This window comes from Marinobacter sp. F4218 (assembly GCF_019443085.1).
Classification (GTDB): Bacteria; Pseudomonadota; Gammaproteobacteria; order Pseudomonadales; family Oleiphilaceae; genus Marinobacter; species Marinobacter albus.
On record NZ_JAHZIL010000001.1, the window covers coordinates 1 to 15,434 of the forward strand.

Annotated in this window: 12 protein-coding genes; 4 read left to right on the forward strand and 8 right to left on the reverse strand. The window is 58.2% G+C overall.

The genetic code is table 11. The annotated features are described in order from the left end of the window. Positions 1-98: 98 nt before the first annotated feature. The 8 genes from K0B93_RS00005 to K0B93_RS00040 all read right to left on the reverse strand — a co-directional run bounded on the left by K0B93_RS00005 (position 99) and on the right by K0B93_RS00040 (position 11,496). Positions 99-815, reverse strand: a complete 717-nt coding sequence (locus K0B93_RS00005) for a sensor histidine kinase (protein WP_219865229.1) — start codon at positions 813-815, stop codon at positions 99-101. Beyond that, on the reverse strand, positions 812-2,449 hold the full coding sequence (locus K0B93_RS00010) for a tetratricopeptide repeat-containing response regulator (protein WP_219865230.1): 1,638 nt from the start codon (positions 2,447-2,449) through the stop codon (positions 812-814). The genes K0B93_RS00005 and K0B93_RS00010 overlap by 4 nt, the downstream gene beginning before the upstream one ends. Next, positions 2,446-5,964 carry a PAS domain-containing hybrid sensor histidine kinase/response regulator gene (locus K0B93_RS00015; RefSeq protein ID WP_219865231.1) on the reverse strand — a complete coding sequence of 1,173 codons (3,519 nt, stop codon included), beginning with the start codon at positions 5,962-5,964 and terminating at the stop codon, positions 2,446-2,448. The genes K0B93_RS00010 and K0B93_RS00015 overlap by 4 nt, the downstream gene beginning before the upstream one ends. Positions 5,965-6,008: 44 nt before the next feature. Further along, positions 6,009-6,515: a hypothetical protein gene (locus K0B93_RS00020; RefSeq protein WP_219865232.1), complete on the reverse strand. Its 507-nt coding sequence runs from the start codon at positions 6,513-6,515 to the stop codon at positions 6,009-6,011. Positions 6,516-6,607: 92 nt separating this feature from the next. Then, positions 6,608-8,374 (reverse strand): sodium:solute symporter family protein, encoded by a 1,767-nt coding sequence (locus tag K0B93_RS00025; protein ID WP_219865233.1) that lies wholly within the window; start codon positions 8,372-8,374, stop codon positions 6,608-6,610. Positions 8,375-8,380: 6 nt separating this feature from the next. Continuing rightward, a complete protein-coding gene (locus tag K0B93_RS00030) occupies positions 8,381-8,644 on the reverse strand; it encodes a DUF4212 domain-containing protein (protein WP_219865234.1) in 264 nt (87 codons plus the stop codon). A gap of 212 nt (positions 8,645-8,856) precedes the next feature. Beyond that, positions 8,857-9,564 carry a PolC-type DNA polymerase III gene (locus K0B93_RS00035; RefSeq protein WP_219865235.1) on the reverse strand — a complete coding sequence of 236 codons (708 nt, stop codon included), beginning with the start codon at positions 9,562-9,564 and terminating at the stop codon, positions 8,857-8,859. Between the two features lie 15 nt (positions 9,565-9,579). Continuing rightward, on the reverse strand, positions 9,580-11,496 hold the full coding sequence (locus tag K0B93_RS00040) for a putative nucleotidyltransferase substrate binding domain-containing protein (protein WP_219865236.1): 1,917 nt from the start codon (positions 11,494-11,496) through the stop codon (positions 9,580-9,582). A gap of 126 nt (positions 11,497-11,622) precedes the next feature. Here K0B93_RS00040 and smrA point away from each other — a divergent pair, with 126 nt between their 5' ends. The 4 genes from smrA to K0B93_RS00060 all read left to right on the forward strand — a co-directional run bounded on the left by smrA (position 11,623) and on the right by K0B93_RS00060 (position 15,275). Continuing rightward, entirely contained in the window at positions 11,623-12,246 is a 624-nt protein-coding gene (gene smrA / locus K0B93_RS00045; RefSeq protein ID WP_285369082.1) for a DNA endonuclease SmrA, read from the forward strand. Positions 12,247-12,317: 71 nt separating this feature from the next. Further along, positions 12,318-12,500: a hypothetical protein gene (locus K0B93_RS00050; protein ID WP_228743114.1), complete on the forward strand. Its 183-nt coding sequence runs from the start codon at positions 12,318-12,320 to the stop codon at positions 12,498-12,500. Between the two features lie 86 nt (positions 12,501-12,586). Beyond that, a complete protein-coding gene (locus K0B93_RS00055) occupies positions 12,587-13,069 on the forward strand; it encodes a (2Fe-2S)-binding protein (protein WP_219865238.1) in 483 nt (160 codons plus the stop codon). A 1-nt stretch (position 13,070) separates the two neighbouring features. Then, a complete protein-coding gene (locus tag K0B93_RS00060; protein ID WP_219865239.1) occupies positions 13,071-15,275 on the forward strand; it encodes a xanthine dehydrogenase family protein molybdopterin-binding subunit in 2,205 nt (734 codons plus the stop codon). Positions 15,276-15,434 lie beyond the last annotated feature (159 nt).

Sequence of the window (15,434 nt, forward strand, 5' to 3'; positions counted from 1 at the left end):
CATGTGAGAGTAGGTCATCGTCAGACTCCTAATACCAAAAACCCCAGCTTCCTCGAGGCTGGGGTTTTTTATTGCCCGGAGAAAAGTTGCTGACGCGGTCAGGGCAACCAGATTTCGAAGACACCCCCACCAAGACTGCCGCCATTGTGCAACTTGATGGAACCGGTTCGCTCGCCCTCACAGTGAAGGCGAGCGATGGACGATGCGAAAAATAAGCCCAGGCTGGTACTGCCGTTGTCGAAGTCCAGCGATCTGAAATTCAGCGTCCCCGAGTGCTGCATGCTCTCCGGATAGCCTTCGCCGTCGTCCTCAACACCAATGACGAGATAGCCGTTCCGTTCCTCTGCCGTCAGTCGAATCCTGCTTCGCGTGTACCGTAGCGCGTTGTTGATGGTGTTGTTCAGCACGCCGGTCAGCAAGTCCACATCGAAGAAGCCATTAATATCCTGAGCTTCAATGTGACACTCGATGCCGAGGCCGTTAAGAAGGGGCGTGTGGCGGGCAAGATGCGCCGATAGAAAGTCCGGAACGAAATGCTCTTCGATGTGGGCCGACAGTTTTTCCTCACCGAGCCGGTAGATGCCGAGTAACTGCACCAGATCGTTATGCATACGTTCTGCTTCGTACTGCAGGGTATTGAAGCGGGATGAGTCATTCGGGGCTTTGTCGTAATCCGCTCGTAACTCGTCGAGAGAGTTCAGTAGCATCCCCAGAGAGTTTTTCATGTCGTGGACGGCCGATGCCAGGACCATTGAAAAATCGATGCTCTGGTCGCCCGGTCGGGCCGGTTTTTTTGACGCTTGTGAGTCGGTCATGCTGTAAGTCCCTCCAGTTTTCGGCACAGCGCCACATACCTTCGATGCTGCCGGTGTTGCTCGGGAAGCCCCTCAAGCCGGTTGAGGCACTCCCTGCACTGTTTCAGGAGTTCGGTGTTGTTGGAATCGGCTTCATGTTCCTTCATCAGCACCTGAACCAGATTCAGGTTCAGGGCAGCGTGGTCCGGAACCACGGCCAGTGCCCGGGAGAAAGCCTCAGCCGCGGTCCGGAGTTGGCCGGACTCAAAGGCTTTTATACCGTCCCGGTTGAGAGTACGAGCCTGAAGTTTCTGGCGAAATCCCACGGGTTCGTCAAGAAGGTTCTCAATCCGCTGCACAACGTCCGCATCGTCAGAAAAGCGCTCGGCAAGCTGTGCCAGCAGGGCCTTGGCGTCCTTGTCACGTTCGACCCGGAAAAGCGTCTTGGCAAAATCGAGACCGGTTTCGGCATCCAGCGTATCTGTGCTTTCAATAGCCTGCTCAATCCCGGCGAGAAGTTTTTCAGCGTCCTGCTGGTTCCCCTGGCCGGCGTGCACCCGGCACTGGATGAGCCTGCTCCGTAGGCCAATGTTGTCCCGGTCCGAAAATCGTTTCTCCATCCGGTTCAACACGGCAATGGCCTCGTGAGCACGATCTGCCCCTTCCGGTTCTCGATCACCCTCACTGAGCTCTGAGAGGCTCTGGCCGAGGGCCAGGTGATGTTCGGCACAGTCGTGGATGGAATGGGTGCCGAGCGACACAGTACGTCGCCAGGCCTCGGCTGCGGTTTCCATGTCCTGGTTGGCTTCGGCCAGTTCCGCCAACTGTCGCTGGCGCAAGAGTGCTTTTGGGGAATGGTCAACGGCCTGTTCGAGTACCCGTTGGGCCTCTGTTACCTTGCCTTGACGTTCGAGGCCGTCGGCCAGCAGATCGTAGGCTTCCATGTAGTCCGGGTGCTTGGTGATGAGTTGTCTGAGGCTGTCGACCGCCTGGTCGTAGCTCTGGTTGGCCAGCAGTACCTTGCTGCGCCCGAGCCGAGCCCAGGACAGCTCCCGCTGGTTGAGCACCTCGTCATAGATCTTCGCGGCATGCGCCAGGTCGCCAAGACGGAAGTAAAGGTCGCCCAACGTCTTCATCAACCAGGTTCTATAGCGCGGCTGTTTGGGTAAGGTCTGCAGGCACAGGGAGATGGCCTCGGGATAATTTTCCCGGTCGATCTCACGATTTATGGGATATAGCGCAGTACGCTGATCAATCAGGGCGCTCAGGCGCTGTTCCAGTACGGCGCGATTGATGGGTTTGGTCAGGTACCCGTCGGGCTGGTTTTCACGGGCGCCCATGACCATTTCTTTGGACGTTTCTGCCGTTACCATGAGAAAGAGCGACGAACGTTTCAGCAGTTTCTTGTGTCGGAGTTCCTCCAGTACATGCTGGCCATTTCGGCCTTCGCCAAGGTTGTAATCGCACAGAACGACGTCGATGTGATTGTACGTGCAGATCTGGATGGCCTGTGCGGCATTGGCTACCAGTTCAATGTTATCTGCACCACAACTCCTGAGCATCTGGCGCATTGAAAGGCGGAAGTTCTCGAAATCATCAATGACCAGGTAGCTCAGTTTGTTGAACGCGCCGGCTTTGTTGCTGGGATCAGTCATGACCGCTTCTGCTTGAGTAACTTGTTGACCAAGGCTCGCAGGGCTGCTGGCTTAACGGGCTTGTAAAGTATGTGATAGCCACGGTTTATCGCATCGTCACGGACTTCTGGCGCCATGTAACCGGTGATCAGTATGCCGGGAATGTCATTGCTGACTGCTTCCCGGAGGCTGTCCATCGCATCCAGCCCGTTCTTGTTATCATCCAGTTGATAGTCAGCCAGAATGATTTCAGGCGTCCGACCATCCAGTTTCTGAACCGCGTCTTCCAGACTCTCTGCCGCGGTGACATCACACTTCCAGTTGCCCAGGAGCGCCACCATACCCTGGAGGATAGCGGGGTCGTTGTCGATACACAGCGCATGGAGACCGCCAAGGCTGGAAACCCGGCGGGAACCCGACGAGGGCTTGTCACTGACCGACTCGCGCTGTTCCGGAACAGCAATCGGAACAGTGATGCCGAACAGACTGCCGCGACCCTGGATTGAATGCACGGTTACCGGGTGGTTGAGCATGCCACTGATCCGGTCGACGATGGCCAGCCCCAGGCCCAGGCCTTTCTTGTCCCGCCCGGTCTGGAAGCGCCGGAATTCCTCAAAGATATGGGCTACCTGATCTTCCGGTATGCCCGGTCCGGTGTCCCAGACATCGATCCGGATATAGCCTTTGAGTCGGCGGCAGCCGAGCAGGATCTTGCCTTTTGGGGTGTAGCGAATGGCGTTGGAAAGGAAGTTCTGTATCACCCTGCGCAACAGCTTGGCATCGGACCGGACCCAGGCGGTGCTGGGTACCACGTGCAGGTCGAGTCCCTGATCCTTGGCAATGGCGGAAAAATCCGTCGCCAGGTGGCGCAGAATCTCGTTGACAGGGAAAACGCCAATGTCCGGCTCCAGTGCCCCGGCGTCGAGTTTGGAGATGTCCAGCAGCGTGCTGATGATCTCTTCGGCAGCGCCAAGGGAACTGTCGATGTGATCAACCAGATCCTTTGTTTCGCCATCGGAGGCCTTGCCGGCCAGGGCAGAGGTAAAGAGGCGGGCAGCGTTCAGGGGTTGCAGCAGGTCGTGACTCGCAGAAGCGAGGAATCGGGTTTTACTCTGGTTTGCCTGTTCAGCAACGGACTTTGCCTTGAGCATCTGCTCGTTGATGACCTGCAGTTCCTGGGTCCGTTCCTTGACCCGTTGTTCCAGATAGATATTAGTCTCTTTCAGCGCCTGTTCGGTTCGGCGCATGGCGGTGATGTCCTGGAAGGTGGTGACATAGCCCCCACCCGGTATGGGGCTGCCATCGACTCGCAGCACCGTTCCATCCGGACGCTGGCGCTCGTAGGACATCGGTTTGCCTTCGCGCATGCTGGCGCATCGGTTGGCGACGATGTCGTCAATACGCCTTGCGGACAGGTTGGCATTCGTCAGGTTGTAGCGCATCAAATCTTCCACCGGACGGCCGACCCGAACGAAGCCTTTAGGGTATGTGAACAGCTCCAGGTAGCGATGGTTCCAGACCACCAGTTGCTGCTGGTGATTCACGACCGACACACCGAGGCTGATATTCTCAATGGCCGACTGCAACAGTTCCCGACTGAATGTCATGGCCTGGGAGGCTTCGTCAACAATGCTGACCACGTCCTCAATCTGCATGTCGCGGCCGGTGAGGGTTGACTCCAGAACCACCCGCGCCGTTGATGCCCCGATCACCGATGCCAGTTGACGCTCAATGTACTTCATCAGATGCGAGGAAGCCGGACGGTGCGGATGCAGGCGAATTGCATTACGACGTTCGTAATTGCGGAAAATGGTTTCCGAACGCTCCTCTCCCATGAACCGATCGGTCAGCGCCTGCAGATCCGATGTCAGGATTTCTCCCTGCCAGCTTTGATGTTGAGCGGTCTCTGCCTTGGGTTGGGGATCATGGAAGAACGAGGCAATCTGGATCTTTTCCCGCACCCGTTGACGCGTCAGCATCGACAGGACGGTGTAGGTAAGGGTATTGATCCCGAGACTCCAGATAATGCCATGGCTGATCTGGTCCAGTTCCGATCCGAACAGGGCGGTTGGACGGGTCCAGCTCAATCCCCAGAGGCCCTGGTTGATCAGGGTGTCGGTAACCCATCCTGTGGTCGCGAGTGCTGGCAGCAACAGCGTGTAGCACCACATCAGAAAACCGAGAGCCAGACCCCAGACGGCGCCCATGTAATTGCCCCGGCGCCAGATGATGCCTCCCACCAGAGCCGGACCAAACTGGGCAGCGGCCGCAAAGGAGAGGAGCCCGAAGGCCGTCAGGCTGTAGTCCTCGCCGGCCATTCGGTAGAAACCATAAGCGGTGAGCAGAACCACAAAGATGGCGACACGGCGAATGCTGAGCAGCAGATAGCTCAGGTCCGCTCGCCGGTTCATTCTCGGGCGGAAGAATTTCAGCAAGGCCGGCATTATGATTTCGTTGCTGACCATGGTCGCAATGGCGACAGAACAGACTATGACCATGGCGGCAGCGGCGGATCCGCCGCCCAGGAACGCCAGAATGGCGAGCCATTCTTCGCCTGCCATGATTGGGAGTTGCAGGATGAGGATGTCGGGGTTGCCGTTTGCAGCCTCAGGGGCCAGCAGCCCGGCGGCGGCAATCGGGAGCACGAAAGCGCTGGCAACAATGAGGTAGATCGGCATGGCCCAGCGGGCAATCTCAAAGTCCCGATGATCGGTGTTCTCGACAACCATGACGTGAAACTGCCGGGGCAGGCAGATGATGGCCAGCATGGCCACCAGTGTCTGAGTGATGAACGCCGGAGCCTCAAGACCTTCCGTGGTAAGGGTGCTGATCAGGTCTGCGTCCCTTGCCCTCGTCAACAGGTCGCCAAATCCGCCGTACAGTCCATACCCGACGAACAGCCCAACGGCGACGAAGGCGATCAGTTTGATCAGTGACTCGAAGGCAACGGCCTGAATCATCCCCCGGTGGTGTTCCGTGGATTCCAGGTGACGGGTACCGAACAGGACGGTAAAGACTGCCAGAGCAAGGGTGATGTACCAGGCCGAGTCGTTCCAGGCGACAGTACTGAGTTCGGTGGACCCAGTGCCGGTTTCGGAGAGGACATTAAAGCCCATGGAGATTGCCTTCAGCTGAAGCGCGATGTAGGGCACGCTTCCGATCAGTGCGAACGTGGCAATCATTGCCGCCAGGAGCTGCGATTTGCCGTATCGGGAGGCGATGAAATCGGCAATGGAGGTGCTGTTGTTGCGCTTGCTGATGTAGATGATGCGGCGGAGCAGCGGGGCACCGAACAGGAATACCAGCAACGGACCAAGATAGATGGGCAGGAAGCCCAGACCCTCCTGGGTTGCCCGCCCAACAGCGCCATAGAAAGTCCAGGACGTGAAGTAAACCGCCAGGGAAAGCGCATAGATATGGGTGCGCACGAGCCGGCGGCGATAGAGTCCCGGGTGTTTGTCACCGGCCCAGGCGATGACAAACAGAATCGAGATGTAGGTGAAAGAGATTAAAACCAGCAGCCAGGCACTAATCATGGTAAAGCGATTCCATCGGGTGCGGGCATTGTGCTACCGGCCCTTCAACCGGTGCAGACTGTTTTCAGCAGAGTGTCGGAGGTACCGAGTACCTTCATGTTATCCACCCGGGGCGAGCCGTCGGAGCCCAGTGGAACCAGTTCCCGGGATTCGCAATTGAGAATGTGGATCCGATGTGACACTGCGTCAGTCAGTTTCTGTTCGAAGCGATACAGGGTAAAACGGACAATATCCGAGTTGGAGGTATCGTGGCTAATGCTTTTGGTATCCACGGTCGAGAATGCGGTGACATAAGGGAAGGCAAAGGTCCAGGGACGCCAGAGAATGCTGTCGGATTCAGTGTTGACGATAACCGCCTCGTCCGGAAGCAGGGTTTTCTTGTGTTCATACCAGGTGTATTCGCCATGAATCAGGTATCCGAGCATCCCCATTCCGGCAAACACCGGGATAATCCACTTCGGAGCTCTATTGCGGGTGGCTTTGCGGATGCCAAGGGCAATACCGGCAGCGCCCAGGCCGCAGAATACAGTGGCGACTAAAATCCAGAACATACGATCGTTTCCTCAAAAAAGAACGGGCTCCCTCATTGAGGAAGCCCGTTCAGTACAACCTGTCAATTCAATGAATCAGGTCGGTTTGTAGCTTAGTGGTCTTGAGCCTGACCGGCACCGCGAGGGTAACGGACGCTTTCAACCAGCTCCTGAATCTCAACGGGCGGTTCTTCAGTTGCGTTGGATACAGCGAAGGCTACCGCAAAGTTGACGATTGCACCAACCGCACCTATCGACAGTGGGGAGATGCCCAGTACCCAGTTTTCCGGGGTGTCTGGCAGGTTGTTGGTGCCAGGAATGAACAGCCAGCCCTTGTACACGAAGATGTACGCGAGGGTGAAGACCAGACCGGTCAGCATACCGGCGATGGCGCCAGTGTTGTTAACGCGCTTGGAGAAGATACCCATCATCAGCGCCGGGAACAGGGATGCAGCGGCGATACCGAATGCCAGTGCAACAACCTGTGCCGCGAAGCCGGGAGGATTCGCCCCAAGCCAGGTGGCGACCACGATAGCGACGGCCATGGAGATCCGTGCCGCGAGCAATTCGCCTTTCTCCGAGATGTTCGGGTTAATGGAACCCTTGATCAGGTCGTGACTGACCGCGGAGGAGATCGCCAGCAACAGACCCGCTGCTGTGGACAGGGCCGCGGCAAGACCACCCGCTGCAATCAGACCGATAACCCAGCCTGGCAGGTTGGCGATTTCGGGGTTGGCCAGTACCAGGATATCCCGGTTAACGACCAGCTCATTGCCTTCCCAGCCGCGTGCCTGTGCTTCGGATTCGAAGGCGGGGCTGTCGTTATACAGCTGGATACGGCCGTCCGAGTTCTTGTCTTCGAACTGGATCAGACCGGTAACTTCCCACTCTTTCACCCAGTTTGGACGCTCATCGTACTGGATCGGCTCGGAAGAGGTGCCGTCCGGGTAGATGGTGGTCATCAGGTTCAGGCGCGCCATGGAGGCAACCGCAGGGGCTGTCAGGTACAGCAGGGCAATGAACACCAGGGCCCAGCCGGCAGACCAGCGAGCGTCAGCAACCTTCGGTACGGTGAAGAAGCGGATGATTACGTGCGGCAGGCCCGCAGTACCGATCATCAGTGACAGGGTGAACAGAACCATGTTCAGCTTGTTGTCCACGTCTGCGGTGTACTCGTTGAAACCGAGATCAGTGATGATCTGATTCAGCTTGGTGAGCAGCGGCATGCCGGAATCCACGTGTGTGGAGAACAGACCGAGACCGGGAATCGGATTGCCGGTCAGTTGCACGGAGATGAACACGGCAGGGATGGTGTAGGCGATGATCAGAACGCAGTACTGGGCTACCTGGGTGTAGGTGATGCCCTTCATGCCGCCGAGTACGGCGTAGATGAAGACCACGATTGCTGCGATCATCAGACCCAGGGTGGCGTCAACTTCGAGGAACCGTGAGAAGGCAACGCCCGCGCCGGCCATCTGACCGATTACGTAGGTTACCGAGGCCACAATCAGGCAGAGAACCGCCACCAGACGCGCATTCTTGCTGTAGAAACGGTCACCGATGAACTCGGGGACGGTGAACTTGCCAAACTTCCTCAGGTACGGAGCAAGCAGCATCGCGAGCAGCACATAACCGCCGGTCCAGCCCATGAGGAAGGTGGAGTTGGCATAACCACCGGCGGCAATCAGGCCGGCCATGGATATGAAGGACGCCGCTGACATCCAGTCCGCACCGATCGCCATACCATTGGTGATCGGATGAACGCCGCCGCCGGCGACATAGAAGTCCTTGGTGCTACCGGCTTTCGCCCAGATAGCGATCAGGATGTAGAGGAGGAAGGAGCCCCCTACGAAGATGATGTTGATGGCAAATTGGCTCATTCGTTCTTACTCCTCGTGCACGCCGAATTTTTCGTCGATCTTGTTCATGCGCCATGCGTAGTGAAAGATCAGCGCGATGAACGTGAGAATGGAACCTTGCTGGGCAAACCAGAAGCCCAGGTCTGTTCCACCGACGGGAATACCGGCCAGCATTGGGCGGAGCAGAATGGCAAACCCGTAGGAAACGAGGGCCCAAACGACGAGGCTCCCGATTATCAGGCGCAGGTTTGCCTTCCAGTAGTTTTCAGCGTCGTAGCTATGACCAGACATAAGATCACTCCTGTGTTGTTGTTGTGGAGGTTGGGTGCGTTTTGTATGTGGTTTTCCGGATAGAGAATTTATTATTCATATAGTAACTCTCCGACTTGTTGTCATACCTGACTTTACCCGTCAAGGGATAGATAGATATTGGCAAAAGGTCTAATTCTCAGTGATTTGCCGCCGATTTCGACCATTCAGGGAGTCCCCCGATCGGTATTTGTTCAGAATCGATGCATGTTTTGCAGGCGACGGTGGTAATGCAGTTTGTCGTGAAGTTCCTTTAACGTCCTCAGGCCTTCCTTGCGCGCCAGATTCAGGGCGATCAGAGTGAGTTCGGCGGTGGCGAGGGCATCGGCCGCAGCATTGTGTCGGGCGCTGACCTCCAGACCGAAGTAGTCGGCCCAGTGATCCAGGCCTTTTCCACCGGTTTTGGCCTCCGGGAAGAACGCGGGCAGCAGGTCAGCCACGTCCATCCAGGTGTGGCTTGTGGTGTAGCCCAACTGGCTGCGGAGTGTTTTTTCCAGGAATTTCTGATCAAACGCCGAATGGTAGGCCAGCACGGGATCGCCGTTCATCCAGTCCAGCAGATAGAGCAGGGCGTCTTCGGTTTCGTGCCCCTGCGTCAGAGCCTCGTGGCCGATGCCGTGAATCAGGACAGTTTCGGTGATGTCCAGTTCCGGTCGCCGGAGAATCAGGTCGAATTGGTCATTCAGGTGAATGACGCCGCCGCGAATGGCGACAGCCCCAATGGCAATTACCTCGTCCTTGGCGGCATTCAGCCCAGTCGTCTCCAGGTCGAGGACAATCAGGCGGCTGTCCGAAAGCAACTGGTCGCCCGGGGTTTTGGGATTCGGCAGGTTCTCCGAGTCCAGGCCGGCGCTGCGGCCGCCGCGGCGCCGTTCTATCCACTGTTTGATCTGCTCAAGCATGGTTCAGGCCGGCCTTCAGAGTTGGTAGGTTACTTCCAGTTTCTGCTGCAATCGCTGCGCCTGCCGGAAGGACTCGCGCAGAATACGCCGGTCCAGCGGGTTCAGGTCGTCCGGATTGATATAGTTTGTCAGTTCCTCGCCCCGGTTCAGCATTTCCTGGTGGGATCGCATGCGAATGGCCTGGATCAGGCTGTAACCCTCTTTCCACGCGTTGGCATCTTTAGGATCGAATATTCCTTTCTTGGCGAGTTCGTCCATCCGCTCCAGTGTGTTCGCGGATTCCACTCCATTGGCGAGCGCAAACACCCGCACCGACTCAACAAACGGGGCAAGGCCCTGACGCTTGAGATCGAGGGCGTGCTTGTTGCCATCGGAGACGTAGCGGAAGTTGCGGAACATGGTCAGCGGCGGTTTGCGCTGGAACGCATTCCCGGCAAGCATTTTCTGGAACAGGGCATTCTTGCGGATGCGGGAAAGCACTTTATCCAGAAGACGGTGCAGAGGCTCGGTGGGGCCGAACACGGCCCGCATGTCCAGGAAAATAGAGGAGTAGACCAGGTTCTGCGGTGTCGAGGCATCGATAAACCGGATGAACCAGTCGTCCCATTCGCGATCGCTGAGGCAGAGCTTGGGATTGCTCGCCATGATGTTGCCCTTGCACAGCGTGAAACCGCACTCAGCGAGCTCCTGGTTCACCGTTTGCGCGAAGGGGAGCAGTTTCTCGCGAACCTGGTCCTCGGTCATGCCTTCTGGCGTCTGGAACAGGATGCCGTTGTCCTGGTCGGTTAACAGGGTTTGTTCCTGTCGGCCCTCACTTCCGAAGGTCAGCCAGGTGAACGGGACTCCGGGGTCGTTCTTCTTGATGTTGAGTTCCAGTACCCGGCGTACAGTGACGTCGTTCAGGGTGGTGATGATTTTTACCACCTGGCCCGAATCCGCGCCGTGGGCCAGCATGGCATCGACCAGTCGCGACACATCGGTTCTCAGGCTGATCAGGGTGCGCAGGTGGGTTGCGGTGCCGATGGTACGGGCGAGGTTGACGAGATCGACCCGTTGCAGGGCGAACAGGTCGCGCTCGGATACCACGCCGATCAGACGATTTTCATCATCGACCACACACAGGTGGGCAAAATGATGCTCCGCCATCAGCATGGCGGCTTCGAAGGCGTCAGCATGAGAGGGCAGGCAGCAAGGATCCTTGGTCATCACCTGCCGTATCGGGGTGTCCAGCGGACCTTTCTCCTCGGCAATCATGGTTCGCAGGTCCCGGAGAGTGAAAATGCCGGCGGGATGCCGGTTGTCGTCGGTCACGATGATGCTGCCGACACTGTTGTCGTGCATGCGGGCGACGGCTTTTCGCACTGGAAGGTCCGGAGAGCAGACGATGGGATTCCTGAGGGCGTAGCGCTCAAGCGGGGTGTCAAGGGTGTTGCTGGAGCCGATCGAGGCCATTGCGCTGGACTGGATTCGCTGATTGACCTGATCGAGCAGGCTGCTCACGCCGCGAAGACAGAAATCTCGAAAGGGGTCGCTTTCAGAGAACAGAGTGATAAAAGCGTCCTGTTCGATACTCAGGCAGAAGGTGTCGCCTGACGCCCTGTGGAGGGTGCGGGTCGGCCTCTCGCCGATGAGCGCGGCCAGCGGAAAGCACTCCCCCTGGCTGATTTCGAAGGTGGTATCGGTGCGATCTTCCTTTTCGTTGTGGCGTTCGCCGCGAATCCGTCCCTGCTTTACGATGTAGAATCGTTTTACCACCCCGTCGTCCGGAGATATGACTTCATCTCCGTCTGCGTAAAATCGAAGAGTGGCATGCTCTGCGAAATGAGCGAGATGGTTGTCATCCATGCTGGAAAACGGAGCATGCTCCCGAAGGAATGTCATGATCGCGCGGGTGTTGTGTGGGCGGGAGCTGTCCTGATTCGCTGCGGCCATGTCGGGGGTCCTTGCCTGCGTTATTATTGTCCGGTTCCAGTGTAGTTCACCTGGCCGATGAGGAGCCTTACGATTTTCGTCGAACGGGTGAGGCCGGATCGCAATTCTTTAAGGCAAAGAGAGCGAGTGGTAAAGTTTGCCAATTCACTGAACACTGACAGCACCGCCATGACCACGAAAGAAGAACGCCAGAGCTTTCTCGAAGAGATGAAGGATGTCAGGCGTATAAAAAAGCCCAATCGCGCCCAGGTCCAGACGCCAAGGGAACTGACGCCGGGCCATCTGGAACGTCAGCGTGCGGCGGTTGAAAAGGTTATCAAGGACAGGAATCCGCTGACCTCGGACATGGTTGAGCCATTGACGGCTCATGACATCCTGGCCTGGCAGCGTCCGGGTATCCAGCACGGTGTGTTTCGCAAGCTGCGTTTGGGGCAGTATCCGATCGAAGCCCGACTGGATCTGCACCGGATGACTGTTGATCAGGCGCGCCGGGAAGTGTTTGCGTTTGTCGGGGATTGCGTCCGGTACGGGTTGCGATCCGTAATCATTCTGCACGGCAAAGGTGAGCGCAATCCCGATGGTATTGCACAGTTAAAGAGTTATCTGGCGAAGTGGCTGCCCGAGCTTGAAGATGTGCTGGCTTTTCATTCGGCCCAGAAACACCATGGCGGCACCGGTGCCGTCTATGTCATGGTTCGAAAGAGTGAACGGGACAAGCAGCACAATCGTGAGCTTCACGGGAGCCGTTAATCCGCCCCGCATCCCAGTTTTTCCTAATCAAGCCGCATAAGCGGTCCCAGAGAGGTAGTAGCGTGAAAAAAATGTTGTTGATTGTATTCGCCGTAGCCGCACTTGCCGGTTGCAAGGATCGAGTCATCTGGAATGACAACGGCAAGCTGGAAGGCGCCACCGAAAATCGAGAGGTATGGAACACCAACGGCCAGATGGACTCCGGAGAGCGCAAAATCTGGGTCGATAAGGAAGGCAAGGAAATCATCAAGTGATGGTCTGGCCCGGACACGATCCGGGTCGGCAAGAATAAAAACATAGCGTTTCGGATCGCCGGAAGCACCACAGGGAGAGCAGGGGTATGGCGTTGAGCCTGACAGTCAATGGCGAGCAGCGTTCACTGGAAGTCGAGGGGGATACTCCTCTGTTGTGGGTCATCCGGGACGAACTCGGGCTCAAGGGCACCAAATTCGGGTGTGGTGCAGGCCTCTGCGGCGCCTGCACGGTCCATCTCGACGGACAGCCGGTGCGCTCCTGTTCTACGCCCGTGGAACTGGCGGCCGGTGGCGAGGTTACGACCATCGAAGGTTTGGGCGACCGGGAACGCCTGCACGCCTTGCAGGAGGCCTGGATCGAACACGGCGTGCCGCAGTGCGGTTACTGCCAGTCGGGCCAGATCATGAGCGCAGCCCACCTGCTGGCCACCAACGCCAGCCCATCCCGCGAGGACATCGTCGCAGCCATGACGGGCAACCTCTGCCGCTGCGGCACCTACTCGCGAATAGTTGCCGCCGTTGAGTCGGTTGCCAATGCCATGCCTTCCGAGCCAAAGGAGGGCGCGTAAAATGAGCATGAACCGACGCGACTTTCTGAAAGTCAGTGCCGGCACGTCCGGCAGTCTGATGCTTTCGCTCTCATTGCCCGGCTGTTCCGGCGTCCAGACCGGATTCCAACCTGACACCGGTGAATGGAAACCGGATGCCTGGCTCGAGCTGACCCGGGACGATGAAATCTTCTTTACCCTTGCGCGAGTCGAGATGGGGCAAGGCACTTATACGGGTCTGACGACTCTGATTGCCGAGGAACTCGAAGTGGCGCCCGAGGCGATAACGCCAAAGTTTGCGCCGGCGGCACCGGAATACCGCAACCCTCTGTACAAACTTCAGCTTACGGGTGGTAGTACCAGCGTGGCCACCAGCTGGGAACCGTTGAGAGTCGCTGGGGCGTCGGCCCGGCAGATGCTGGTAATGGCCGCAGCCCGGGTCTGGAGGGTTGAGGCTGCCGACTGTTCCGTCCATGACGGGCACGTAGTGCACCCCAACGGAATCGACTCCATGCGCTTTGGCGAGCTGGTCGAGCTGGCGTCCAACGAGGTTATTCGCGGCGATGTCCGGCTCAAACCCCGCAGCGAGTGGAAGTACATCGGTATGCGGGGTGGCCGGCTGGACGCCGAAGCGAAATCCACGGGCACTGCCGAATATGGTATCGATATTGAGCTGCCCGGCATGCTCTACGCGGTGGTGACCCGCGCGCCTCGCTTTGGTGGTCGTGCCCGTTCCTTCAACGCGGAAGAAGTTCGGGTCATGCCCGGTGTCGTGGACGTGATCGAGATCGAACGTGGCGTAGCCGTGGTCGCAGACAAATACTGGCGTGCCCGGAAGGCCCAGGCGAAATTGAGCGTTGAATGGGATTTCTCGGAGGCACTGGCCTTATCCACCACCGAGGTGTTCGAGACCTATCGCAAAGCCGCAGACGAGGACCCGGGGGAATCCGAACGCAGCGAGGGCGATTTTGACGAGGCTGTAAAGTCAGCACCGACGGTGCTGGAAGCGGAATACGCCCAGCCCTACCTGGCTCACGCGACCCTGGAACCGATGAACGCGACGGCCTGGTACCGGGAAGACAGCCTGGAAATCTGGGCTCCGACCCAGGCGCCGGATCTCGGGCAGATTGCAGCCGCCCGGGCGACAGACCTTTCGCCGGATGACGTCACGATCAATACAACCTTCCTCGGGGGCGGATTTGGGCGCCGTCTGACCCAGGATTTCATCGAGGAAGCCGCTGCGGTCTCGTACCGGACAGGAAAACCGGTGAAAGTCATCTGGTCCCGTGAGGAAGACACTCGCCATGATCTCTATCGTCCGGCCATGTTGCATCGGATGAGGGCGTCGCTCTCGGGCGGGGAGCTGACTGGCTGGCACCACCAGGTTGTTGGCCCCCAGATTCTCGACTGGTATGTGCGCAATGCGGCTCCGGCCCAATACCCATGGGCCCCCAAATTCATGTATGACAGTCTCGGATCGATGGGTCTGATGCTGGAGGGCGTTGCCACGCCCAAGGATATGTCGGCCATTGAAGGCGCAGTCGACTACCCCTACGCGGTCAGCAATATCGAGATCCGCCACACCCATACCGACCCCGGCGTGCCGATTACCTGGTGGCGTTCGGTGGGCTTTTCCCACAATGGCTTCGCGGTTGAGACCTTCATGGACGAACTTGCCCATGAGGCCGGAGAGGATCCGTACCAGTTTCGCCGCCGGCTGCTGGCGTCCGAGCCCCGTCACCTTGAAGTGCTTGATCGTGCCGCCCGGCTGGCGGACTGGGATCAGCCGGTGCCCAAGGGGCGTGGTCGTGGAATCGCCCTGTTCCGGAGTTTCGGAACCTTTGTTGCGCAGGTCGTCGAGGCCGGGATTGAGGATGGCGCCATCCGCGTGCACCGGGTGTCTGCGGCCGTGGATTGCGGCCAGGTGGTCAATCCCAGAATTGTTGAGGACCAGATCGAAGGGGGAATTCTCTTTGGTCTGACCGCGGCGCTCTATGGCGAGATCACCCTGCAAGACGGTGAGGTCCAGCAAAGCAATTTCCATGACTACCGGTTGATGCGGCATTTCGAGCGGCCGGATGTAACGGTAGACATCGTCGACAGCGAGGCTGCGCCAACCGGTGTCGGTGAGCCCGGCGTTCCCCCGGTCATCCCGGCGCTTGGAAACGCACTATTTGCCCTGACTGGCGAACGCCAGCGCAGCCTGCCGTTGAAGGCCAGGGGCTGAGATGTCCGGCGAAGGCGCACCGGTCGCAACTCGGTCATTCGTGATGTCGCAACCTGGCTGAACAAGGGCGAGCGGAGCCGGCTCTGTACGATTGTTGGACCCTGGTGGGGCTCTTCGCCCAGGTCTGTTGACTCCTGGCGGCACGACATCATTTGCGGG

Excerpts from the sequence above, each read along its gene's own strand:
- K0B93_RS00005 (WP_219865229.1), bottom strand. The coding sequence starts at position 815 with ATGACCGACTCACAAGCGTCAAAAAAACCGGCCCGACCGGGCGACCAG.
- K0B93_RS00010 (WP_219865230.1), bottom strand. The coding sequence starts at position 2,449 with ATGACTGATCCCAGCAACAAAGCCGGCGCGTTCAACAAACTGAGCTAC.
- K0B93_RS00015 (WP_219865231.1), bottom strand. The coding sequence starts at position 5,964 with ATGATTAGTGCCTGGCTGCTGGTTTTAATCTCTTTCACCTACATCTCG.
- K0B93_RS00020 (WP_219865232.1), bottom strand. The coding sequence starts at position 6,515 with ATGTTCTGGATTTTAGTCGCCACTGTATTCTGCGGCCTGGGCGCTGCC.
- K0B93_RS00025 (WP_219865233.1), bottom strand. The coding sequence starts at position 8,374 with ATGAGCCAATTTGCCATCAACATCATCTTCGTAGGGGGCTCCTTCCTC.
- K0B93_RS00030 (WP_219865234.1), bottom strand. The coding sequence starts at position 8,644 with ATGTCTGGTCATAGCTACGACGCTGAAAACTACTGGAAGGCAAACCTG.
- K0B93_RS00035 (WP_219865235.1), bottom strand. The coding sequence starts at position 9,564 with ATGCTTGAGCAGATCAAACAGTGGATAGAACGGCGCCGCGGCGGCCGC.
- K0B93_RS00040 (WP_219865236.1), bottom strand. The coding sequence starts at position 11,496 with ATGGCCGCAGCGAATCAGGACAGCTCCCGCCCACACAACACCCGCGCG.
- K0B93_RS00050 (WP_228743114.1), top strand. The coding sequence starts at position 12,318 with ATGTTGTTGATTGTATTCGCCGTAGCCGCACTTGCCGGTTGCAAGGAT.
- K0B93_RS00055 (WP_219865238.1), top strand. The coding sequence starts at position 12,587 with ATGGCGTTGAGCCTGACAGTCAATGGCGAGCAGCGTTCACTGGAAGTC.
- K0B93_RS00060 (WP_219865239.1), top strand. The coding sequence starts at position 13,071 with ATGAGCATGAACCGACGCGACTTTCTGAAAGTCAGTGCCGGCACGTCC.